Origin of the sequence: Maribellus luteus, assembly GCF_003576475.1 — a bacterium.
GTDB classification, from domain to species: domain Bacteria; phylum Bacteroidota; class Bacteroidia; order Bacteroidales; family Prolixibacteraceae; genus Draconibacterium; species Draconibacterium luteum.
The window spans coordinates 137,277-160,613 of sequence record NZ_QWGR01000003.1 but is presented as its reverse complement, the minus strand read 5'-3'; the positions used below and the strand labels follow the sequence as shown (position 1 = coordinate 160,613).

Below are 23,337 nucleotides of genomic sequence, written 5' to 3'. Positions count from 1 at the left end.
TTGCAAAGACAAATGTACTATCTTTGCACGCTCAATTTTAGATAGATTATGATTAAATTTTTCCGTCTTTTTGTTGTGTTGGCGCTGGTTTTCATCACGGTTGAAAACGTAAAAGCGCAGGGTACCTTATCGGGTGCGAATACCATTACTACCGGTGTTCCTTTTCTGGGAATTACCCCTGATTCGAGAGCAGGTGGTATGGGTGATGTGGGGGTTGGTACTTCTGCCGATGTGACATCACAGCACTGGAACCCCGCAAAATATGTATTTATGGAAAGCGAAATGGGAGTGGGGCTATCTTACTCACCCTGGCTTCGCAACCTGGTTGACGACATAAACCTGGCTTATTTGTCGGGTTATAAGAAACTGGATGATATTCAGGCGGTAAGTGCATCGTTGCGTTACTTTGCTTTGGGTGACATCACTTTCACCAGCGAGCAGGCAGAGATTATTAGTCAGCAAAGCCCGAATGAATTTGCCATTGACCTGGCTTATTCGCGAAAACTTTCGGATGTTTTTTCCGGATCGGTTGCTGTTCGCTACATTCGCTCCGACCTCACAGCCGGACAGGATGTAAACGGTGTTCCTACCTATCCCGGTAGTTCTTATGCTGCCGACGTTGCTTTTTATTATTACAACGAGTTCAGAAGAAGCCGGAAGAATAATTCTTTCTCTGCCGGTGTCAATATCCAGAATATCGGTTCCAAAATTTCGTATACCGATGGTGAAATAAAAGACTTTATTCCGACTACTTTGAAGTTGGGAGCTTCTTACACCATGGAGCTGGATAATTACAACTCATTCTCTTTTTCGGTGGAAGCCAATAAATTACTGGTTCCGACACCTCCGGTCGATTCTACTGCTTATGGCGAAGATGATGTGATCTGGGCCGGTGGTATCAATTCGGATATTGGTGTGATCGAAGGGATTTTCAAATCCTTTGGCGATGCACCCGGGGGCATGAAAGAAGAGTTTCAGGAAATTGCCTGGTCGGTAGGTGTTGAATACTGGTACAACAAACAGTTTGCGCTTCGTGCCGGTTATTTCTACGAAAACGAATTTAAAGGAAACCGTAAATACCTGACTGCCGGTGCCGGTTTGAAAATGAACGTTTTTGCGCTCGATTTTTCATACCTTCTGCCTACGCAGCGAAACCATCCACTTGAAAATACACTGCGGTTTTCGTTGTCGTTCGACATCGACGCATTTAGCAATCAGCGATAATGAATTTCCGTATTGGAGTAGGATACGATGTACACCGTCTGGCTGAGGGGGAAAGCCTCTGGTTGGGCGGTATTTTAATTCCGCATCACAAAGGAACGGTAGCTCATTCCGACGGCGATGTGGTGATACATGCCATTTGCGATGCCATGCTGGGGGCCTTGAAACTCCGCGATATCGGTTCCAATTTTCCGGATACTGCTGCCGAGTTTAAGGACATTGACAGTAAAATTTTGCTGGCCCGCTCATATGAACTGGTAAAAGAGAAAGGCTATTCGATTGTTAACATCGATGCTTCCATCAGTGCACAACAACCCAAATTAAAGCCCTACATTCCGCAAATGGAACAAACCATGGCCGATGTGTTGGGAATTGATGTGGATGTGTTATCGGTAAAAGCGACCACCACCGAAACGCTTGGGTTCGAAGGCCGCGAAGAAGGCATTTCAGTAACTGCAGTAGTTTTGTTGCAAAAAGCATGATGACTTCAAAAAAAACATTGGTAATTGGTGCGAGCGAAAACCCGGAGCGTTATTCCAACCGGGCGATTCGTAGTTTGCGCAGCCACAACCACGAAGTGGTGGCACTGGCCAAACGCGAAGGCAAGGTGGAGGATGTAAAGATCGCTACCGATTTTCCGGCAGACAAAGTGCATACGGTTTCGATGTATGTGGGGCCGCAAACACAGCCGGAGTATTATTCGCAAATTCTGGAAATGAAACCTCAACGGGTGATCTTTAACCCGGGAACTGAGAACGAAGCCTTTAGCGCCCTGCTGGAGGAAAACGATATTGAGGCTGTGGAAGCCTGTACACTGGTAATGTTAAGCATCGGAAATTACTGATCATGTTTACTGAAGTAAAATCGCTTGAAGAATTCAATCAACTAAAGAAAGAAGCGGCTCTGCTCGCTTATTTTTCTACCGAAGCATGCAGTGTTTGCAAAGTGCTCAAACCAAAGGTGGAGGCTATGGTAAGTGCCGAATTTCCCGAAATCAAACTGGCGTATGTAAAGTCGGAAGTATTGCCCGAAGTGGCGGCCCAAAACCAGGTGTTTGCGGCACCCACGATCCTGGTGTTTTTTGACGGCCGCGAATACATCCGCAAAAGCCGCAATGTGGGGGTGAGTGAATTACAGGAAGCCATTGCCCGGCCCTACGAACTGATGTTTGGGTAAATTCTCCTTTTCTTTTCTGAAAGTCAATCTTTAAAAATATCCAATTCTCAATTTTGAACGTATAATATCCAACAAAATCCGGAAAATTGGATATTGGGAATTCTACGTTGGATATTCTGCATTAAAAATTAAAAACAAATCCCGGATATACGTTTAAACTTTCATTTTTGTTGGTGATGCCCCGGAATTATGATTGTTTTATTGAATATCCGTTTTGTATCATGGTTCTCATTAACACGTCATGCTGTCCGTCAGCTGACGGATTCAGCATCTATTACTCAATAGGATCAGCCTTTTAAAAATGAGACCCTGAAACAAATTCAGGGTGACCCCTGATTGCGATTGATTACGGACATCCAATTTTAAACCAATGTACTTCAAGTGCATAATGGTTTTGCTTTACTTCAAGGTTTTCAGCAGCCCAAAACACAGCTCATCAATTTTTTGTCTTTTGGGATGAAAAGCTGATACATTGGAAAGAATAACAACCGCCGTTTTGCTTTCGACGTCAACGGCCATAGACGAGGTATAGCCAAGCGTTCCGCCATTGTGCCAGTGCCAGGTTTTGCCCGTTTCGGTTTTCAGGATGTGCCACCCCAGCCCGATGTTCATTCGCGCGTTTACTTCAAAGGTTGTTTCCCGGGTTAAAGCCAGCTCTGTGTTGGCCGGATCGAACTGGGCCTGCGCAAATTTTGAGAGGTCACTCACGTTTGAGAGTATGCCGCCTGCACCCACCAAAATATTGAAATCCCAATTGGGTGTTACCTGACCACCGGCATCAAGACCCGGTACCAGCTCTGCTGTAAGTTTTTCGCGGATGGCGGTGGAGTATGCCATTGCATATCTTTCAAAAATATAGTTGTGTAGCATGGTTTCGTAATCCGAACCTTCTTTTTGTGCCAGCAAGTAAGCCAGCAATCCTGTTCCGAGATTCGAGTATTCATACCTTTCTCCCGGCGATTTGCGGAAAGTAGTGTCCTGAGTGAGGTAGTAAAGCAGGCTGTCTTCCGAATAATCCCGGTACGGATTCCGGAAATCAACGGCTCCCAGATTCAGATTCGTTGGCAGGCGGGGTAGTCCCGAAGTATGATTAGCCAGTTGTTGCAGGGTGAAAGTGTCGCGGGGATGGAGCGGAACATCGATGCAGCAGTTGATGCGGTCGCCTAAATCAAGCGTTTCGTTCAACACCAGGTTGGCCAGCAGGGTAGCTGTAAACACTTTGCTGATGGAACCAATCTCAAAAATACGCAGCGAATTATCAGCAGGTTGAAAGGTGTCATTCACCCGTTTGATGCCGGTGAACAGTACGCTGTCGTCTTCGATCAATGCAATGGCCAGTTGTGTTTTTTCGGGAAAGGGTAGCATATGCTCTGCGATCAGTTGACTTTGTTCGGGAGTGGCAGGCCCCAGTGCACCCGAGAAACCTTTTACAGGTTTGGAGGACTGGCTAAATACGCTAAGTGTGAGTACGATGGACAAAATGGCAAGTAACGATTTCTTCATAAGTTTTAATAGTAGGTATTCAACGGCCGTCAACCGGTAGATGCAACTCGCATGTTTGCGAGCTGACGGATAAACATGTTCTTTGGCGAATCAGACAGTTAAAATTCATGCTCGTTTCATTCTTTTTTGGTGTATTTAAAATAAAACAGGTTATCCATCATCTGAATGCCGGCGGGTAGGCTATTAATTTTTGTGTCTGTTACATCAATTAGTTTAAGTTTTGAGGTGCTGTTTATTGCCGAAATATCGGAAAGCTCCTTATTGCCGTTTAGGTACAATTGTTCCAGATTCTCGCAGTTATTGATTCCAAAATCCAGTTGTTTGAGATTGTTGTTTCTTAACGAAAGGATTTTCAATTTCTTCAGTTGGCCAATCCACGAGGGCAGTTTTGTCAACTTATTATCGTCTAAAATTAAAGTCTCAATTTCCGGGTTTAATGCGCTTGCCGGAATTTCGCTTAAGTTTTGATGGCTTAAATCCAGTATTTTTTGTGAATGATTGAGTTCACCCCGGCCATTAAAGATTTCTACCGGGCTTGTGTTTTGTCCAAAAGAAAGAAAACCGATCAGCAGAAACCCAACTGTAATAAAATGTAATTTTCTCATAGGATATTTTGCTTGTTACAACGCATACTTGTTACAATTGCTATTCCAAACTCAGCATTTGGTATAATAGTTCAATAATTCGGAATACGGATCTCCTTTGAGTCCGAGCATTAGGGCAAAAGCCGGTTCTGTTTTGTATCCCTTTTGTTTTAGTTCGACGATCCTTTGCCGGAAGTCTTCACCCCGCTCGCAAAGCAGCCGGTGTTCAATCAGCATGTGGCGGTAGGCATTCTGCTCACGAGTAGGGATTTGCTGCCCAAAAATCTCGATCTCAAAATCATCGACCCGGAAATTGGCAACCACTGCTTGTTCCTGCTGATGAATCGCTTCTTTTACCTGAAAATGCTGCGCATCCGAAAACGAATCTTTTATCAGTTTGATAAACTCATTTTTGTTTTGATAGCAACAGATAATATCCAGGTCGCTGTCCTCAATGTCGATACAAATAGGGATGGTTCCCACGAGCAGGGGGGCAAAGGACGAAAGAATGTCCATGACCCTGTTTTTTGTAAGCACCTCGTAAGCCCTTTTTTGTTTCGGATTTCCGTTTTTGAGGTAATCCAGGTTGTCGAAATTGGTATTCATTTTCGGTTGCTATTGCGTTCACCAGAGGTGTATTAGTGTGTTTTATTATAAATTACAGGCATTTGCCCTTGCCATTTGTTCCACAAGTCATTGTCGGTAGCGAGGCGCGCCATAAAGTGAGCGGTGTTTATGCGGCTTGTTTTTCCGGGCCTAAACAGGGCACTTCTTACGGGCGATGGGTAGAGTTCGTATTCGCTTACCTTTTCTTCGTCGATCAAAGTGTCGGGACGAACAGCCACCCACTGAATGCCGGCATGGTTTTTACCTACTCCGTGGCGCAGAAACCCGGCTGCTTTTTCGTTGTCGGAATGCGGAGGAACCAAAACGCGAATAAGTGCCATCACGAGTTTCTCTGCGACTGATTGTTTTTCATTCAGGTCATTGTTTCGGCTGCCCGCCGTATTCATCCATACAATTTTAACCGCTTGTTGCCGCGCATTTTTTTCGATGGCTTTGCACACTAACTCCACGGCACCGGCCACTAAATTCCGGGGTTTCCCAAACAGTCCTTTGAGGCTAAGGTTGTGCCCAAGGCAGGAAACTACCGACTGACAGTCGCTTAAAAGCTCTGCCATTTCATCCACGGAAACCTCCGAAATGCCAACCCTGATGATGGTGACCTGGTGGTTGGTGTTCCAGCTTTCAGGAAGGCTGGCCAACGAACGTGCCACCAGCTTTACCGGCTGGCCCTTTAGCAGCAGTTGTTCCACCACTTGCCTGCCTGTTGCGCCGCTTGCTCCCAGTACCAGTGTTTTCATGTTGTTGATTCTTTGTTATACTGCCAGCACTCCTAACGTTTAATGTGCTTTCTCGCTTACTTTTCTAACTTTTCTTCGAGCTTTTTTAGGCGGTTGTCAATAGATTCCATGCCTTTGATAATTTCATTAAATCCTTTCTTTAAGATAATGGCAATTCCTCCACCAAAGACCAGAATCGCCGCAAAAATGAATAGTTCCATATCGGTACATTTTATGAGTTATTATATGTTCTGTATTTTATTTTGAGGACTCCGTAACCGTCAGCTGACAGTGTTTCTCGAGAGGTGCACGTCGGCTATTTAAGTCGGGACCGTCTACTCGATTAGCATTAATCGTTTTTCATTTTCTCATCTTGGATTTCTTTATATGTTTTTCCTTCACTGTTAATCCATTGAATTGGTCCGGCAGATTGTCTTCCCAACACCATATTTGATGCAGCACTCAAACTGTTAAAAATTGTGTCTTCCGAAAATATTAACATCTCTCCATCTTGTATCAAAGAGTCAGACTCTAGAAGTTTGTTCCTTAGTTTTCTATAATTGTCTGTTAGCGATTTTGATAATGACTTTTTAGCTTGAGATCCTCTTTGAACAACATAACCTTGGTCTGATTCATACATACTTGCTTTAAATGATTTTGTTTTAATAAAGTAGAATTCTTTTTCTTTCTCCGTTACGGTTGTTGTGGTAGTCGTAACGGGAGGCCTAACAACTGAAGAAATGAGGAATCTAAATCCCATAATTGGAAGAATCAACTTAATTTGTTCGAGAAAGTATTCCATGTCATCAATATCTGCTTCATGGAGAAGAGGAAGGTTTGGTGTGTTACCATTGTCTATCTCTGCACTTTTACTTTCCTTTGCTTCTTGAATAATTCTTGCTTCTAAATATTTTATGTGTGATTTTGTTAAGAGCTCATCTTTACTAATGAAGAAAACAATCTCAGAGAAATCTCTTTTAGTATCCGATAAATGTTGTTTAAGTCGTGTTTTTATATTTTCTGCTTCTCCAATGTAGACTCTTTCATTGTAGTTTTCTTTTGTAGGTTCAGATTTTAGACAATATATTCCTGGATTTTCAAATTCTAATCGCGAGATTACTTTACTTATTGTTGACCTAGTTGCGTATAAAGCTTTACCAGACCAATTTCCAATCTCTGCTATTCTAGGACCATATTCGGTCCCATCTATCATATACACTGTGAGTTTCTTTCCCATCTTCTTTCAATTAATACTGACGTTCGAGTGTAAGTATATCGCACTTAGATCTTATTGTGTGTTATTAGTGTCACTTGTTGTTGTTCTTTATTCTACTATCTGAAATATAGTCTGAGAGGCTTTGGGTTTTGTTCTGCATTGTTTTCAATGTATTGGGTAATTGTAGGTTTTTAGCTTTCTAAAAATAAACATAATTTCCTAAAAAGTAGCTTTTGACAGGCAGACAATTACCCGCGTTGTAGCTGTAGGCAATGGACTGTCGAAAGTATGTTGGACGAGTCGCCCTGTCGGCTTTTTCAGCATCCTGTCAAATTTTTTCGGCTTCCAGTTCGATTTTTGGGCGTCCTGTAAGTTTTTTTCTCATCCTGTTGCATTTTTTTGAGAATCTAGTAGCTTTTTTTCGTGTCCTGTTTAACAGGAAGGAGCAAAATTGCTACAGGGAGGCTCCACAGCCTACAGGACACCCGGGCGGGTATACAGGATGACTCAAAGCTTAACAGGACGCTATCTTTTAGTTACTTACATACATGAGGCGTTTCCCGTTAACGCCAATTACCTGCCTTTGCTGCGGTATAACTCTTTTTGGTTCCGGAAGTACGGTTCATCTGCTTCAGCGGTACCTCGGAAGACTGATTTTAAAGCTTGTGCCAATACCGGTTTGGCTGTCGACCGAAACCCGCCCGTTGTGCTTGTCAATAATTTCTTTGGAGAGCAGCAGGCCGTAGCCGGTCCCCACTTCTCCGTTGGTGCCGGGTGTCGATTCCTTGATCGTATGGTCAAAAATCGTTTTTAGCTGATGATCGTCCATGCCAATGCCATTGTCCGAAATGACAATCTCCACCCAATCGTTGGCCACTTTTGTCAGGATGGAAATGTGCCCTCCCCGGTTGGTAAATTTTATGGCGTTGCTTAAGAAGTTGCGGATCATGGTGGCAATCAGGTCCCTCTTGCCAAAAATGTTGGCAGCCTCTCCAATTTCATGGGTAAGCTTAATGTCTTTCAGCAGGGCCGCGGGTTGTACCACCTGTAATATCTCGGAAATCAAAGCCGTAACATTGATCTTGTCAAAAGCCTGCAATGCATTCTTTTCAAGATTCCGGGCATAGTTTAAGAGGCTGTCGAGCAGTTCCAGGTTTTTTACCGAAAGGCTGTTGATGATCTCGGTGTACTTTATTGCCTCAATGTTTTGGGTTTCCTTCAGGTTTTCGAGCAGCAAATTCGAAAAACCGATTAATGAATTATACGGGCTTCTCAGGTCGTGTCCGATAATGGAGAATATCTTGTCCTTTGCCGACATTAATTCATTGATTTTCCGGTATTGAATATGCAGGAGCGAATGAGTTGAAACCTTGGAGATAAGCTCTTCGAGTTGAAAGGGCTTGGTTAAAATGTCCCTGCATCCTAGTTTAAAGGCTTTCGAAATATTTTCAAGATCGGTTTTCTCGGCCATAAAAATTATCGGAGTGGAAGCATTTCGGTCGCTTTCCTTAATCCATTTGCAAACCTGGAACCCGTCAACCGGCATTCTTATGTCCAGCAGAATCAGATCAAACTCAATCTCTTTACAGGCTTTGATTGCTTCGTCGGGAGAGGTAGTTGCTTTAATAACATAGTTTGCATCTTCAAAAAAGCTTGAGATCAAGCGAAGGTTTTCCTGTTTGTCGTCAATTATCAATAAATTGACAAGGCCAATGTTCATCATAGACTTATGTTGTAGCGAAAAATATCAAATTCAATGTTGTTTTCATCAATAAACTCCTTGAGTCTTGTGTCTTCCTGGGTTGTATGCATAATGAACCAGTCTTTTATGAATTCATAAAACTTTGAAAAACCAAGTTCCTCGTATTTCGCCAGGTTAAACTGTTCGAGCAGATCAAAATGCAGGGATTGGTGTTGTTTGTAGCCGGGATAATTAATGGAAAACATGCAATTCTCTTCACTGATAAAATGAAACTCGGCATACTTCTCGATTTCAGTAAGTATTTTGACCAACTCTTCTTTTGTTCTTCCGGCATCGAGTGCAATTTTAAAAGAATTCACCAATTCCAGGAAAATTTTATGCTCAAAATCAATTCTGTCAATTCCTGTGTTGTACTCCGCTTTCCAGCCGATAATACCTGTTGGATTCGTTTTTTTCATAGGGTATTCCTTTCTTTTTAACAGCCTTAATCGTCTCCCATACGACAACCAGGCATCTGATTGAAACATCTTTTGTTTCTGTGAACTTTCCGGAAAATAATGGTTTAGTTTCCCTTATTGTTTTTTTAGACGTGTAGGAAAGGTACATTTTTTTCGGATTAATTGGAAAAAGAAATGGTGTCTGGTTAAATTTTGGTGTTCCGGAGTGGTGGTGAAGACAGGATTTTATAAAAGCAGGATGATATCTTTTCTAAAAATATCATCCTGCTTTTATGTCTAGAACAAACTGTCCAGCAAGTCATCGTCCGCTTCTTCGGGCAGGGTAACCTTTAGCTGCGGATTTTCCTTCATAGCCTGCTCAATGGCAAAACGGGCGGGCTTGTTGCGGGCCCAGCTACGGCGCGAAATACCGTTGTTCACATCCCAGTGGAGCATCATTTTCAGCCGCTCTTCGGCCTCGGGAGTTCCGTCGATGCACATTCCAAAGCCTCCGTTGATGACTTCGCCCCAGCCAACGCCGCCGCCGTTGTGCAGCGATACCCAGGTGGCGCCGCGGAAAGCATCGCCCACAAAGTTCTGCACCGCCATATCGGCCGTAAACGATGAGCCGTCGTATATGTTCGAGGTTTCACGGTAAGGTGAGTCGGTTCCCGATACATCGTGGTGGTCGCGTCCCAGCACAACCGGCGCCGAAATACGTCCGTCGCGGATGGCATCGTTAAAAGCTTTGGCAATCTGGGTGCGGCCCGTGCAGTCGGCATACAGAATACGCGCCTGCGAGCCCACTACCATTTTGTTGCGTCCGGCTTCGCGAATCCAGTGGATGTTGTCTTCCATCTGGCGGGTGATTTCTTCGGGCGATTTAGCTGCCAGTTTTTGCAGCACTTCGGCAGCAATCCGGTCGGTTGTTTCGAGGTCTTTGGGATCGCCGGAAGTACACACCCAGCGGAAAGGGCCAAACCCGTAGTCGAAAAACAGCGGGCCCATAATGTCCTGCACATACGAAGGATAAATAAAGCCTCCTTTTTCGTCGGTAACAGCAGCCCCGGCACGACTGGCTTCGAGCAGGAACGCGTTTCCGTAATCCCAGAAATACATGCCGTTGGCAGTCATTTTATTCACGGCCGCCACATGCCTGCGCAGCGATTCGTATACTTTTTCGCGGAACAGTTCAGGTTGGTCCGCCATCATTTGGTTCGATTCCTCAAGCGTAAGCCCGGCAGGGTAGTAGCCACCGGCAAAAGGGTTGTGCAGCGAAGTCTGGTCAGAGCCCAACTCAACCGGGAAGTTTTCTTCGGCCAGTTTCTCCCACAGGTCGATCACATTGCCCTGGTAGGCCAGCGAAACGGCTTCCTTGTTTTCGCGCGCTGTTTTCATGCGGGCCAGCAGTTCGTCCAGGTCGGTGTAAACTTCGTCCACCCATCCCTGGCTGTGCCGAACTTCCACGGCTTTGGGGTTGATTTCGGCCACCACGCAAACCATTCCGGCAATTACCCCGGCTTTGGGTTGTGCGCCCGACATACCGCCCAGGCCGCTGGTGATAAATATTTTTCCGGCAGCATCACCCGGCGAGTGAAGCCGTGCCGCATTCATTACCGTAATGGTAGTACCGTGTACAATTCCCTGCGGGCCAATGTACATATACGAACCGGCGGTCATTTGCCCGTATTGCGAAACCCCCAGCGCATTCATCCGCTCGTAATCGTCGCGCCCCGAATAATTCGGAATCACCATCCCGTTGGTCACCACAACGCGCGGTGCATTTTTATGCGAAGGAAACAGTCCCATCGGATGACCAGAGTACATCACCAGGGTTTGTTCGTCGGTCATTTCGGCCAGGTATTTCATGGTAAGCAGGTACTGCGCCCAGTTCTGGAACACTGACCCGTTACCGCCATAGGTGATTAGCTCGTGCGGGTGTTGTGCCACGGCCTTGTCCAGGTTATTCTGGATCATCAGCATAATCGAAGCCGCCTGTTTTGAGCGGGCCGGGTATTCGTCAATCGGTCGCGCGTACATTTCGTAGCCGGGCCGGAAACGGTACATGTAAATACGTCCGAAAAGCTCCAGCTCGTTTAAAAACTCGGGCGCCAGCACCGTATGAAATTTCTGCGGGAAATAACGAAGTGCGTTTTTCAGAGCCAGTTTTTTCTCGTCGGCCGATAAAATATCTTTTCTTCGGGGGGCGTGATTAATGTTCGTGTCGTAAGGTTGGGGGAGGGGCAATTCACCCGGGATTCCTTCCAGAATCGCCGCTTTGAATGCTGAATTTTCCATGATTCGGCAGTTTTATCTTATTAAATTCGAAATACAGCGGCAAAATATGGTCTTTCCCCGAAAAGACCGATGATTTTTTGCACTTTTTGAGAATATTTGCAGGCATACTTTAAATGAAAGAAAAAATGAAGCGTATTAAAATTGTTCTACTTGCAGTTGTAAGTGCATTTTTATTTTCGAGTTGTGGTTATAATACAATGGTTAACCTGGACGAACAGGTAACCTCTCAGTGGGCACAGGTGGAAAACGTTTACCAGCGTCGTGCCGACTTAATTCCGAACCTGGTGAATACTGTAAAAGGTTATGCGGCGCACGAGCAGGAAACATTGACCGGTGTAATTGAAGCACGTTCAAAAGCAACCTCGATGCATATTGACCCGGAAAAAATGACCCCGGAAACTTTGCAGCAGTTTAACCAGGCGCAAGACGGATTGTCATCGGCATTAAGCCGTTTGATGGTGGTAGTGGAACGTTATCCCGATCTGAAAGCCAACCAGAACTTTCTGGATTTGCAGGCACAGCTCGAAGGAACCGAGAACCGTATTACTGTGGAGCGGAAAAAGTTTAACGATACCACACAGCAGTACAATGCATACATCCGCCAGTTTCCGCGTGTGATTTACGCCGGCTGGTTTGGATTCGAAAAGAAATCGTATTTCGAATCGCGCGAGGGTTCTGATGTGGCACCCGAAGTTCAGTTTTAACAGCATAAAAGAAGTTCGCTTGTAAACAAAAATGAGCAACGAGAACGAACTCTGATCCCGGCAACCGGGATCATCGCTTTTGCGAAAAGGAAGAGTTTGAGCTTAGCTAAAGATTGTTCGTTTTGAAAATATTAGAGGGAGGTAGAAACAATGGGTGTACATAAATATTTTACAGAGCAGGACAAATTGCAGATCACCAATGCAATCAGGGTGGCCGAAACCAATACTTCGGGAGAGATTCGCGTGCACGTGGAAAACTGTTGCAGCGGCGATGTGCTCGACCGCGCGGCTTATCTTTTCGAAAAGCTGGAAATGCATAAAACAGAGCTTCGCAACGGGGTGTTGTTTTACCTGGCTGTGCAAGACCGGAAATTCGCCATCCTGGGCGACGCAGGTATCAACCAAAAAGTGCCTGCTGATTTTTGGGAAAGTACCAAAAATGTGGTCATTACGAAAATGAAAGAAGGGGTGTATGCTGAAGCGCTGGCTGACGGTATTGTAAGGGCCGGAGAACAGCTGAAAGCACACTTTCCTTACCAGAAAGACGATGTAAACGAGCTTTCTGACGAAATATCATTTGGAAAATAAAACAGTGAAACTTTCCGCTTTTTTCCTTTTAGGGAAATGTCAAACAGGGCGGGAGGCAGAGGGGTGATAAGCAAAACATTATGAAGAGAATACTATTTACAGTACTGATATGGATAGGTGCAATGGGTGTGAGCGTTGCACAAATTCCGGAACGTCCTGAGCCGGCGCGGTTGGTAAACGACTTTGCCGGTATTTTGAACACCAACCAGTATGAAAGCATGGAAAGTGCGCTGGAGAAATTTGCCCGGCAAACATCTACCCAGATTCTGGTAGTAACCGTTGCTGATCTCGAAGGCTACGATAAGGCAGACTATGCTTATCAGCTGGGTGAAAAGTGGGGCGTTGGCCAAAAAGGAAAGGATAATGGTATTGTGGTTTTGGTAAAGCCTAAAACGGCCAACAGCCGCGGAGAAGTATTTGTGGCTACCGGTTACGGGCTGGAAGGTGTTTTGCCCGATGCCATCGTTAACCGCGATGTGGTCAACAACGAAATGATCCCGCGTTTTAAGGAAAACAATTATTACGAAGGTTTGGCCGCCGGTATCAGTGTAATTATGGATATTACCCGCGGAGAATACAGTGCCGATGAATACCGGCAAAAAGTAGAGGCAGGAGGTGCAGCGGGTATCCCGTTTCTGATCATCCTGTTTGCCGTACTTATCTCTTTGTTTGGTCGTAGTCGCCGACGCCGGTTTTATTCTCCGGGCAGAAGCTTGCCGTTTTGGCTGGCCATGGGGATGATGTCGGGCAGTCACCGCTCATCGGGTTCCTTTGGTAATTTTTCATCCGGAGGAGGTAGCTTTGGCGGATTCGGAGGCTTTGGCGGCGGCAGCTTTGGTGGCGGCGGTGCCGGAGGCAGCTGGTAGAAATTCGTTCAAAGTTCAGAGCTTGCCCGGCATGCTTTAGCAGACGGGTTCAGAGAGAACTTAAAATAATGTTCAAGCAATAGGAAAAGCCGCATTCGGGAAACCGGAGGCGGCTTTTTTCTGAAAGTCTCTCTAAAAATAGCGCCCCTCGATAACACATCTTTTTCTGGGATTTGAAGAAAATAGGAATGACTTTTAATAAGAGACATGGAATAAGGAATAAGAAATCAGAAAATATTGGCTCAGGTTATTCCGTTTTCTACATTTTTTTATTTGTTATTCCTTATTATTTATTTCTTATTTTCTAGCTTTTTAAAATTCATATTTGTGTATAAAGAGTAGCTAAAAATAGAGAGAAGAGAGAGTTACGTTTGGAACTAAGAATACTTTCATTTCTGTTGGTGATACTCATGTATCATGAATATTTCATCTGGGAAAGACCTGATTCTTTTTAGCTTCCTGAGTTTATTAAAGACAAGACTCGTTTATCTGAAGGTGGTACAATTGTTTTCCTACCAGCTGCTTCGTGGCAACGGGTTTAAAACCCAGCCGGGAATACAACTTTATGGCTCCCGTATTTTCTTCCTCTACCAGTAAGCCCAAAGTCTGGTGGTTCTTTACCACGTATTTATCGATTAAGAATTGAAGCATTTTGGAGCCAATGCCTTTTCCCCTGTGTTCCGGGCTCACTCCCAGTGAATCGAGGTAATATTCGCCGGCTTGTGTTTCGTCTTCGGGGGCGAAACTTTTGTTGTGATGCGCTCTTACATACTCAATAACCGGTGCACGCAGTTCTTCCAATCGTGCCCCTTCGTATACGCTGGCAGCCGCAATAATTTGCTGGTTTTCTTCGGCAACTACACAGTTCCGGTATGAATACTGGTTGTTTTCGGTACTTACAAAATGGTAGAGGAATTCTTCTGCTTTTTTGGGGTTTTCCTCCCCGATGAATTTATATACAATGTCTTCCATTGCCGACAGTAAATGTGTTGTAATGGCGGCAGAATCGTTTAATGTGGCTTCTCTTATTATCATGGCAAGTGTTTCTGTTTTATCCGGAATTTTCCGCTTGTATAAATATTAGCTGTTGTTTGATCGGGCTTTACGGCATAAAAAAAGCTGGCTCGTGAAATGCGAACCAGCTTTTTGATATTTAGGATTTTCTTTTGCTTATTCGGCAATGTCTTCCACAACATTGATTTTTTCATCCACCAAAATACGTCCGCAATATTCACAAACAATGATCTTTTTGCGGCTGGCAATGTCCAGCTGGCGCTGTGGCGGAATGTTGGCAAAACAACCACCGCATGCATCACGCTGAATGGTAACTACTGCCAACCCGTTACGTGCGTTTTTGCGGATACGTTTGAAAGCCGTCAACAAACGAGGCTCAATAAAAGACTCGATCTTTTCGGCTTTTGCTTTTAGCTTTTCTTCCTCGATTTTGGTCTCTTCTGTAATTTCACTCAACTCGTTTTTCTTACGGTCGAGGTCTTCTTCGCGCTCGCTTAGCTGTGTTTTAGAAGAGCCAATTGCTTCTTTTTTGGCAGCCATTTCAGCGGTAAATTCCTTGATCCGTTTTTCTGAAAGCTCGATTTCCAGGTTTTGGAATTCAATTTCTTTTGACAAAGAATCAAATTCACGGTTGTTGCGAACGTTGTTTTGCTGTTCGGTATATTTTGCAATCAGGCCCTGAGAATCTTTGATAGCGATCTTTTTGTTGTTGATGGCCGTATCCAGATTCTTGATTTCGTCGTCAAGGTTCACCAAACGGGTCTTCAATCCGGCGATTTCATCTTCCAGGTCTTGTACTTCCAGCGGAAGCTCACCCCTCAGGGTTTTTATCTTGTCCACTTCTGAAACTACACTTTGCAGCTCGTGCAATGCGCGCAGTTTATCTTCAATCGAAATGTCTTTGTCTTCTTGCCTTGAATAAGGTGCATTCATGCTCGTTCTATTTAATTTTATTTTTCTCCAAATAAACGGGTCCGTAACTGTAACCCTTTTTGTTGCCTTTTGTTTTGGCGAATCAGTTGGCTTTCAATATGCAACCAATTGTTTCCAACCAAAAATCAGAAGTAAAAAACCGGGTTGGTATTCACCTCTGACAAACGGACGACAAATTTAGGGAATTTTTTCGTAAGTAACTCATAAAAAAGTTCTTTAGTAAATTGTTCGCTCTCAAAATGTCCGATATCCGCGATTACAATTTTGTTTTCGGCATCAAAAAACTGGTGATATTTAAAATCGCCGGTCACAAAAAAGTCGGCACCCGCTGCAATGGCCTGTTTTAGAAGGAAGGAGCCGGCGCCTCCGCAAACCGCAATTTTCTTCACTTTTTTATTTTGAAGTGCCGTGTGCCGGATGACTCCGGTTTGGAAGGTTTTTTTGAGCAGCTTCAATACTTCCCGCTCTGTTTTTTCTTTGGGCAGAACGCCCACCATTCCCATTCCAATCTGGTCAAATTTATTGTCGAGTGGATAAATATCGTAGGCTACTTCTTCGTAAGGGTGAGCAGTAGTGAGAGCAGAAACAATTTGCCCCTGTAAGTAGGAAGGAAAAATGGTTTCGAAACGGATTTCGTTTTCGTAATGATGGGCTCCTTTTTCTCCAACAAAAGGCGTGGTACTGTCATTTCCCCTGAAGGTTCCCTGCCCGTGTGCATTAAAACTGCACGAATCGTAATTGCCAATGTGCCCGGCGCCCGCTGCAAAAACCGCCTGACGTACTTTTTCGGCATGGTCGACCGGGACAAAAGTTACCAGCTTTTTCAGCAGTCCGCCGGCCGGCTCCAGAATGCGGCAATCTGACAGCCCCAGCTTTTCACAGATTTTGCCGTTCACACCCCCGGTAACACTGTCGAGGTTGGTATGCGCGGCATAAATGGCAATGTCGTTTTTGATGGCTTTTAGCAAGGTGCGCTCCACATAATTTTTCCCGGTAATTTTTTTCAGTCCCGAAAAAACGATCGGGTGATGTGCAACAATCAGGTTGCATTTGTTTTGGATAGCTTCTTCCACCACTTCTTCGGTTACATCCAGCGTAACCAGAATTGAGGTGAGTTCTGCCTGCATGTCTCCCACAATTAGGCCTGCATTGTCGTATGATTCCTGCAAGCGAAGCGGGGCAACGGTTTCCAAATAATGGGTAATATCTTTAATTTTCGTCATGATCTTCTAAGCTTTCTTTTATTGCCATTAGTTCCTGCCTGATGTCCTGTAATTTTTTTACAATCTCGTAATTGTTCAGCGTATCTTCGCGGTTTTCTTTTAATTTTTGCCGGGCGCCTTTAATCGTAAGGCCACGTTGCTTTACCAGGTAATGAATCAGGCGGATGGTTTCAAGGTCTTCTTTGGTAAAAAGCCGGTTGCCCTTTTTGTTTTTAAACGGTTTTAGCGCTTCGAACTGGTTTTCCCAATAGCGAATATTCGACGGAGTGAGGCCAAACATTTCGGTAACTTCTCCCATCGAGTAGTAGATTTTTTCTATTTCCGGCTTTTTGTAAGGCAACTTTCAGATTTTGAACTGCAAGATAATTAGAATTGAGAACCGCGGCAAAATTGTTTCTCAAAATTGATGGAAACAAAAAACTTCCACCAGGTTTTCTGATGAAAGTTTTTCGACTATATCTTTTGCTTGTGCATGCAATGCTTAGTCGAGCGATTGTCCGATGTTGGACGAGATGGCAATCATTTTGTCGTATTCTTGCGGCGTAAGATCCTGGAACATGTAGTACATCGGATTTAATTTCTGTCCGTTTTTGTGTACTTCGTAATGAAGGTGCGGAGCGGTTGAACCACCCGTGTTTCCCACATAACCGATAATGTCGCCGCGTTTTACGTGCTGACCGCGTTTAACGTTGAATTCATTCAGGTGCCCGTAAACTGTTTCGTAACCAAAGCCATGGTCGATTTTTATATTCAGGCCGAGTCCTACTTTGCTTCTTTTGGATCCTTCCACTTCGGTAACAACGCCATCGCCGGTCGCGTAAATAGGTGTTCCGATGGGAGCCGTAAAGTCTTGTCCCCAGTGCATTTTTTTCACCTTGTAGATCGGGTGCATCCGATATCCCCAGCCGCTGGAAGTTCTTTTTAATTCCTTGTTGCGGATGGGCATAATCGACGGAAGCGAGGCGAGCATCTTTTCTTTGTTCAGCGCCATTTCCATCACCTCGTCGTATGATTTCGACTGGATATAGGTCTTTTTGGCCAACACATCCAGCTTTTTAGCGGTTTCGATCACCAGGTCGGCATTGTCCATGTTTTCGAGGTGCGAATATTTATTGGTACCTCCAAAGCCGGCTTCACGCACAGCCGCGGGAATAGGTTCCGCTTCAAAAACCACCCGGTAAATATTATCATCGCGTTGTTGAAGATCGGTCAATACCTTTTCAACCTTGTTCATGTCTTTTTGCAACAATTCGTATTGGGTGAGCAGCCGCTGGTTTTCGCGCTTCAATGCCTTTGAACGTGGCGTTTCATAAAAACTCAGAAAAATTACCACAAACAGCAAGGCCATCGCCACACTGCTCGACAGATAAGTCAGAACTTTTACAATTCTTTCTTTCCAGGTTAAGCCAATGCTTTCGTAATTAAGAGTGTCAGGGTTAAATTTATACTTCTTTCTTGCCATAAACAGGCCCCTTTTTTTCTATGTTTCTAACAAAATTAATTTAATCGTATAACTTTGCGTTCTTTAAAAAACGTGATATTTTCACGCCGCAAATGTAAGTAAATAACTCATAATTAGTGATTTTCTTGTGTTTGTGTTTAGATTTTTTAACACATTGGAATAAAACATTAGCGATAATATGAAGACTTCCAGAGAAATACGACAGGCTTTTCTCGATTTTTTTCAGGAAAAGAATCACCAGATTGTCAACTCTGCCCCGATGGTAGTAAAGGGTGATCCAACATTGATGTTCACAAATGCCGGAATGAACCAGTTTAAGGATCAGTTTCTGGGGAACGAACCGGTAAAGTGGGCGCGTGTGGCCGATACGCAAAAGTGTTTGCGTGTTTCCGGAAAACACAACGACCTGGAAGAAGTAGGGCTGGATACCTATCACCATACCATGTTCGAAATGTTGGGGAACTGGTCGTTTGGCGACTATTTTAAAGAAGAAGCCATTAGCTGGGCCTGGGAATTTCTGGTGACACGTATGGGGATCAACCCCGAACGTTTGTACGCTACTGTTTTTGAAGGAAGTGCCGATGACAACCAGGCACGCGACGACGAAGCAGCCGGATACTGGGAAAAATACCTGCCCAAGGAACGTATTCTGAACGGAAATAAAAAAGACAATTTCTGGGAAATGGGTGACACCGGTCCTTGTGGCCCCTGTTCTGAAGTGCATGTGGATTTGCGTCCGCAGGCGGAAGTTGATAAGCTGTCGGGCCGCGAACTGGTGAACAAAGACCATCCGCAGGTGATTGAAATCTGGAACCTGGTTTTTATTCAGTTTAACCGGAAAGCCAACGGTACTCTGGAAGAATTGCCGGCAAAACATGTGGATACCGGAATGGGGTTCGAACGTCTTTGCATGGTTTTGCAGGGAGTAACTTCGAATTACGATACCGATGTTTTCCAAAACACCATTGCTGAAATTGGAAAGCTTTGCGGAAAGAAATACGGCGAGGATGAAAAAGCTGATATTGCCATGCGCGTGATTGCTGACCACCTGCGTGCCGTAGCTTTTGCCATTGCCGATGGTCAGTTGCCATCGAACAACAAGGCCGGTTACGTTATTCGTCGTATTTTGCGGCGTGCGGTGCGTTACGGTTATACTTTCCTCGGATTCAAAGAAGCTTTCATCTTTAAATTGATAGACGTACTGAAGCAAACCATGGGAGATGCTTTCCCCGAATTGGTGAGCCAGCAGGTGTTGATTGAAAAAGTAATCAAGGAAGAGGAAGAGTCGTTCCTGCGTACCTTGTCGACCGGGATAAAATTACTGGATGACATTGTTTCGAAAGTAAAAAATGAAGGCGCTGCAGAAATTGCGGGCAAAGATGCTTTTGTATTGTACGATACCTATGGTTTTCCGCTCGATTTAACAGAATTGATTGCCCGTGAAAACGGATTGGGTGTCGACAGTAAAGGTTTTGCCGTGGAGATGGACGCACAGAAAAACCGCTCACGAAATGCCGCTGTGCAGGAAACCGACGACTGGGTGGAATTGCGCAAAATAGAACAAACCGAGTTTCTGGGTTACGATAAACTGGAGGCAGAAGTTCGCATTGCCCGTTACCGCAAGGTCACACAAAAGAAAAAGACATTTTACCAGTTGGTTTTTGATCAGACCCCGTTTTATGGCGAGTCGGGCGGACAAGTTGGGGATCATGGCTACATTGAGTTCGATGGAGTTAAAACCACTGTTTACGATACACAAAAAGAGAACAACCTGATCGTTCACCTGGTAGAAAAACTACCCGAAAATCCATCCGAATATTTTACAGCGGTGGTAAATGTTGAGCGTCGTCAGAAAATTGCGAATAACCACACGGCGACCCACCTGTTGCATGCTGCCCTGCGCGAAGTGCTGGGCACACATGTGGAGCAAAAGGGATCGCTGGTGAATGCCGACCACCTGCGTTTTGACTTTTCTCATTTTCAGAAAATGACCGATGAGGAAATTGCGGAAGTGGAGAAAAGGGTGAATGCAAAAATCAGGCAGAATTCAGTGCGGGAGGAAAACCGCGAGATGCCCATTGAAGAGGCAAAAAATGCCGGAGCGATGATGTTGTTTGGCGAAAAGTACGGTGATGTGGTGCGTACCATCCGTTTTGGCGAATCGATGGAACTTTGCGGGGGAACACACGTTGCCGCAACCGGCCAGATCGGCTTGCTGAAAATTGTTTCGGAAAGCGCCATTGCGGCCGGGGTTCGAAGAATTGAAGCCATTACTGCCGACCGTGCCGAAAAGTACATCAACGATCAGTTGAATATCCTGACCAGTATCCGGGACACCGTAAAAGGGTCGGCCAATGTTTTGGAAAGCATCGGCATTTTGCTGCAGCAGAATTCGGAATTCGCGAAACAAATCGAGAATTTTCAGCGTGAAAGCCTGAAAATCACCAAGGCCAACCTGAAAAGTAAAATCATGTATGTAAAAGGCGTAAACATTATCGCCGATAAAATAATGATCGACAATGCCGCTTTACTGAAAGACCTGGCTTTCCAGCTGAAAGGCGAAGTGGAAAACCTGTATTTGGTATTGGGAGCCGAGATCAATGGGAAACCAAATCTTACGGTAATGATTGCCGAGAACATTGTAGACGAAAAAGGACTGAATGCCGGGCAGATTGTTCGCGAAGCCGGAAAAGAAATTCAGGGCGGCGGCGGCGGCCAGCCGTTTTATGCCACTGCCGGCGGTAAAAATGTTGCCGGACTGGAGGCTGCCATTGAAAAAGCACTTTCGTTTTTGCAGTAATTGAGGTTTTGTTGAACGAATTGGAAAGAACCGCTTCTTTAAACAAGGAAGCGGTTCTTTTTTATTTAAGATAAAAGATTATATCCCTGCCTCCGCTTGGGGAGTCCAGGTAATTGAAAATATCAAACATGTATATTTTTCGGTTGTTGAATGTGACAGGTAAACACTCCATGGTTCGTAAGCTTTTTGTTGCCCAGTCGAATTCTTTATCAATCGCATTTTCCCACTGGCTTGTGTAGCCTTCCAAACAGTAACGCTGATCGTAGCAATCGTACCATTGATTATGGAGGTATTTGACCCACGATCCGGTAACGAAAAGGAAGGTGTCTAGAACGGTTTTATTGTTGCTTTCGATCTGTAAAATGGCGTAATTGAATGGTATTGTATCAACAACATAGATTGTGTCTGTAACGTATATTGTGTCAGTAAATACGTTGTTTGCAGCACCGTTTGATTTAAGTACTTGATTTGCTCTTTGTTCAACGACTTCGTATTCGGGAACAATATCCTGGTATCCGCCCAGGTACTTGATCGTAAATGCATTTTCAAACTCTACTATACATCCTTTGGGGGCATGCACAAAAGATGGAATGTCATTTTGTTTAACACGCAAACATATCGAATTACACGTGTCTTCCGCAGGGCATTCAGGCAAATACTCAGCATCGGAGTAAATGTATACCGTATCAGTGTATACCGTGTAAACGTTGTGTATAGTATCGGTTTCCTGTATGCCTGGTTCCTTTTCTTCCTGATTTGTCCATCCGCAGGAAGCTGCAAGCAATGCTAGTAAAACAGTGAATATTGAGTACAGAGGTTTCATTTTTTTTGACGAGTTTTGGTTTGTGGTGCTTTAACGCGCTGTTTGTTCGTTTTCAAAAGATTTTGCTTTCTCCTGAAATTCCTCTTTGCCTTGCCGGGCGGAGAATACCGGAAAGGCCCTTAAACCAGTCGTGAAAGTTTTGTGACGAGTGTGATGTGCATCTTTCTTATTTAGGTGGCCGGTTAAAGCCGTTGGGTTATTACTGCATTAAAAATAGTAAAAAAATGAAACGCAATAGCTGTGAGTTTTGTAAATATGTTGCATGACAGATTGTTAGAGAGGGTTAGTGCTCGGAGACATCTATTTTATTCAATATAAAAGATTATATTATTACCCCCATGTTCGGTGTCACGGTAAGCGTAGATATCAAACATATAGATTTGTTGGTTATTCAAGGCGACTCGTAACGGAATTAAATTATCAATGATGGTAAGAAAGTTTCCATCTCGGATTGTATAATACTGGGTTTCCCAGTGTTTTATATACTCGTCCACATTAATTGAACAATCTTCAAGGTATCCATGCCAGCGTGTGCAGTTATGCATTCGCGAGATCCAGAAAACAGTCGGGAATTTTACGGTGTCAATTATTGTCTCATTACCAATACATGTTTGAAAAATAGCATAGTTAATTGACATCGTTTTTTTGATAAATATAGTGTCAGTGCAAACGTAAGCAGTAGAATCATTTGTGTTCCCTCTTTCAGATTCAATAATATAATCGGGTGGGATATAAGTTGTGTCCTGCCATCCTCCAAGATAATTAATCACAGGACCGTCTTCAATCCTAAGCGTATCCCACTTTTTGAAATAGAAAAAATGCCCGTTAAAATCTTTTGGTAGTGTAATTGCCGATGGTGTGCATTCAATATCTTCAGGACATTTTTCCGGATAATAAGCTTCGGGATATATTAGAGAGTCAATGTAAACTGTATCCACATAATATATCGTATCGACTTTTGGTTTTTGTTCCTGAAAACCGGGTTCTTTTTCTTCCTGATTTGTCCATCCGCAGGAAGCTCCCAGCAATGCAAGTACAACTGTGAATATTGGGTACAGAGGTTTCATTTTTATTGAAGTGTATTGGTTAGTGGTATGATAAAGCGCTGTTTATTTCTTTTTCAAAAGATTTTGCTTTCTCCTGAAATTCCTCTTTGCCTTGCCGGGCGGAGAATACCGGAAAGGCCCTTAAACTAGTCGTGAAAGTTTTGTGACGAGTGTGATGTGCATCTTTCTTATTTAGGTGGCCGGTTAAAGCCGTTGGGTTATTACTGCATTAAAAATAGTGAAAAAATGAAACGCAATAGCTGTAAGTTTTGTAAACATGTTGCATGACAGATTGTTAGTAGGGGGAAAGGTTTAAGTACAGTAATTTTAGGATACTAAAAAGCATTTTCGATTTTTCTTTCTTCCTTTGATTTATTCTAAATAAAAATTATTTTCAG

24 protein-coding genes are annotated in these 23,337 nt (G+C 44.1%); 8 read left to right on the top strand and 16 right to left on the bottom strand.

Going from position 1 to position 23,337, the window contains the following annotated elements; all coding sequences use genetic code 11:
* Window positions 1-48 precede the first annotated feature (48 nt).
* The 4 genes from porV to D1614_RS06250 are packed head-to-tail and all read left to right on the top strand — an operon-like array spanning window position 49 to window position 2,397.
* On the top strand, window positions 49-1,224 hold the full coding sequence (gene porV, locus D1614_RS06265) for a type IX secretion system outer membrane channel protein PorV (protein ID WP_119437049.1): 1,176 nt from the start codon (window positions 49-51) through the stop codon (window positions 1,222-1,224).
* Window positions 1,224-1,703, top strand: a complete 480-nt coding sequence (gene ispF / locus D1614_RS06260; RefSeq protein ID WP_119437048.1) for a 2-C-methyl-D-erythritol 2,4-cyclodiphosphate synthase — start codon at window positions 1,224-1,226, stop codon at window positions 1,701-1,703. Before porV ends, ispF begins: the two co-directional genes overlap by 1 nt.
* Window positions 1,700-2,065 (top strand): CoA-binding protein, encoded by a 366-nt coding sequence (locus D1614_RS06255; protein ID WP_206609937.1) that lies wholly within the window; start codon window positions 1,700-1,702, stop codon window positions 2,063-2,065. Before ispF ends, D1614_RS06255 begins: the two co-directional genes overlap by 4 nt.
* A 2-nt stretch (window positions 2,066-2,067) precedes the next feature.
* On the top strand, window positions 2,068-2,397 hold the full coding sequence (locus D1614_RS06250; protein WP_119437046.1) for a thioredoxin family protein: 330 nt from the start codon (window positions 2,068-2,070) through the stop codon (window positions 2,395-2,397).
* 399 nt (window positions 2,398-2,796) lie between these two features.
* On the opposite strand, the gene D1614_RS06245 is transcribed toward D1614_RS06250, so the two are convergent.
* From D1614_RS06245 to hutU, 9 genes are all read right to left on the bottom strand, one after another.
* Entirely contained in the window at window positions 2,797-3,900 is a 1,104-nt protein-coding gene (locus tag D1614_RS06245; protein WP_119437045.1) for a serine hydrolase domain-containing protein, read from the bottom strand.
* 116 nt (window positions 3,901-4,016) lie between these two features.
* Window positions 4,017-4,505 carry a leucine-rich repeat domain-containing protein gene (locus D1614_RS06240; RefSeq protein WP_119437044.1) on the bottom strand — a complete coding sequence of 163 codons (489 nt, stop codon included), beginning with the start codon at window positions 4,503-4,505 and terminating at the stop codon, window positions 4,017-4,019.
* Between the two features lie 51 nt (window positions 4,506-4,556).
* The gene (locus D1614_RS06235) at window positions 4,557-5,090 is read right to left on the bottom strand and encodes a DUF4269 domain-containing protein (protein WP_119437043.1); all 534 of its coding nucleotides are present in this window, start codon (window positions 5,088-5,090) and stop codon (window positions 4,557-4,559) included.
* 32 nt (window positions 5,091-5,122) lie between these two features.
* Window positions 5,123-5,848 (bottom strand): NAD(P)-dependent oxidoreductase, encoded by a 726-nt coding sequence (locus D1614_RS06230; protein ID WP_119437042.1) that lies wholly within the window; start codon window positions 5,846-5,848, stop codon window positions 5,123-5,125.
* A gap of 56 nt (window positions 5,849-5,904) precedes the next feature.
* The gene (locus D1614_RS25635; protein ID WP_155523332.1) at window positions 5,905-6,048 is read right to left on the bottom strand and encodes a hypothetical protein; all 144 of its coding nucleotides are present in this window, start codon (window positions 6,046-6,048) and stop codon (window positions 5,905-5,907) included.
* Window positions 6,049-6,176: 128 nt separating this feature from the next.
* A complete protein-coding gene (locus tag D1614_RS06225; RefSeq protein WP_119437041.1) occupies window positions 6,177-7,064 on the bottom strand; it encodes a GIY-YIG nuclease family protein in 888 nt (295 codons plus the stop codon).
* A gap of 610 nt (window positions 7,065-7,674) precedes the next feature.
* Entirely contained in the window at window positions 7,675-8,766 is a 1,092-nt protein-coding gene (locus D1614_RS06220) for an ATP-binding response regulator (RefSeq protein WP_119437040.1), read from the bottom strand.
* Window positions 8,763-9,203, bottom strand: coding sequence for a bacteriohemerythrin (locus tag D1614_RS06215; protein ID WP_162304428.1), 441 nt, complete (start codon window positions 9,201-9,203; stop codon window positions 8,763-8,765). The genes D1614_RS06220 and D1614_RS06215 overlap by 4 nt, the downstream gene beginning before the upstream one ends.
* Window positions 9,204-9,479: 276 nt before the next feature.
* On the bottom strand, window positions 9,480-11,480 hold the full coding sequence (gene hutU, locus D1614_RS06210; RefSeq protein ID WP_119437038.1) for a urocanate hydratase: 2,001 nt from the start codon (window positions 11,478-11,480) through the stop codon (window positions 9,480-9,482).
* 125 nt (window positions 11,481-11,605) lie between these two features.
* Between hutU and D1614_RS06205 the strand changes: the two genes are divergently transcribed.
* The 3 genes from D1614_RS06205 (at window position 11,606) to D1614_RS06195 (ending at window position 13,638) form a co-directional block, all read left to right on the top strand.
* Window positions 11,606-12,184: a LemA family protein gene (locus D1614_RS06205; protein ID WP_119437420.1), complete on the top strand. Its 579-nt coding sequence runs from the start codon at window positions 11,606-11,608 to the stop codon at window positions 12,182-12,184.
* A gap of 150 nt (window positions 12,185-12,334) precedes the next feature.
* A complete protein-coding gene (locus D1614_RS06200; RefSeq protein WP_119437037.1) occupies window positions 12,335-12,772 on the top strand; it encodes a TPM domain-containing protein in 438 nt (145 codons plus the stop codon).
* 80 nt (window positions 12,773-12,852) lie between these two features.
* Window positions 12,853-13,638 carry a TPM domain-containing protein gene (locus tag D1614_RS06195; protein ID WP_119437036.1) on the top strand — a complete coding sequence of 262 codons (786 nt, stop codon included), beginning with the start codon at window positions 12,853-12,855 and terminating at the stop codon, window positions 13,636-13,638.
* Window positions 13,639-14,106: 468 nt separating this feature from the next.
* Here the strand turns inward: D1614_RS06195 and D1614_RS06190 are convergent, their stop codons facing one another.
* From D1614_RS06190 to D1614_RS06170, 5 genes are all read right to left on the bottom strand, one after another.
* On the bottom strand, window positions 14,107-14,673 hold the full coding sequence (locus tag D1614_RS06190) for a GNAT family N-acetyltransferase (RefSeq protein WP_119437035.1): 567 nt from the start codon (window positions 14,671-14,673) through the stop codon (window positions 14,107-14,109).
* A gap of 135 nt (window positions 14,674-14,808) precedes the next feature.
* Window positions 14,809-15,585 carry a zinc ribbon domain-containing protein gene (locus tag D1614_RS06185; RefSeq protein WP_119437034.1) on the bottom strand — a complete coding sequence of 259 codons (777 nt, stop codon included), beginning with the start codon at window positions 15,583-15,585 and terminating at the stop codon, window positions 14,809-14,811.
* 125 nt (window positions 15,586-15,710) lie between these two features.
* Window positions 15,711-16,808 carry a Nif3-like dinuclear metal center hexameric protein gene (locus D1614_RS06180; RefSeq protein WP_119437033.1) on the bottom strand — a complete coding sequence of 366 codons (1,098 nt, stop codon included), beginning with the start codon at window positions 16,806-16,808 and terminating at the stop codon, window positions 15,711-15,713.
* On the bottom strand, window positions 16,795-17,148 hold the full coding sequence (locus D1614_RS06175) for a MerR family transcriptional regulator (protein ID WP_206609936.1): 354 nt from the start codon (window positions 17,146-17,148) through the stop codon (window positions 16,795-16,797). The genes D1614_RS06180 and D1614_RS06175 overlap by 14 nt, the downstream gene beginning before the upstream one ends.
* A gap of 141 nt (window positions 17,149-17,289) precedes the next feature.
* Window positions 17,290-18,270, bottom strand: a complete 981-nt coding sequence (locus D1614_RS06170) for a M23 family metallopeptidase (protein ID WP_119437032.1) — start codon at window positions 18,268-18,270, stop codon at window positions 17,290-17,292.
* Between the two features lie 178 nt (window positions 18,271-18,448).
* Here D1614_RS06170 and alaS point away from each other — a divergent pair, with 178 nt between their 5' ends.
* Window positions 18,449-21,070 (top strand): alanine--tRNA ligase, encoded by a 2,622-nt coding sequence (alaS, locus tag D1614_RS06165; protein ID WP_119437031.1) that lies wholly within the window; start codon window positions 18,449-18,451, stop codon window positions 21,068-21,070.
* 61 nt (window positions 21,071-21,131) lie between these two features.
* Here alaS and D1614_RS06160 read toward each other — a convergent pair whose 3' ends face one another.
* Window positions 21,132-21,893 (bottom strand): hypothetical protein, encoded by a 762-nt coding sequence (locus tag D1614_RS06160; RefSeq protein ID WP_147384046.1) that lies wholly within the window; start codon window positions 21,891-21,893, stop codon window positions 21,132-21,134.
* A gap of 305 nt (window positions 21,894-22,198) precedes the next feature.
* On the bottom strand, window positions 22,199-22,960 hold the full coding sequence (locus D1614_RS06155; RefSeq protein ID WP_119437029.1) for a hypothetical protein: 762 nt from the start codon (window positions 22,958-22,960) through the stop codon (window positions 22,199-22,201).
* Between the last annotated feature and the right edge of the window lie 377 nt (window positions 22,961-23,337).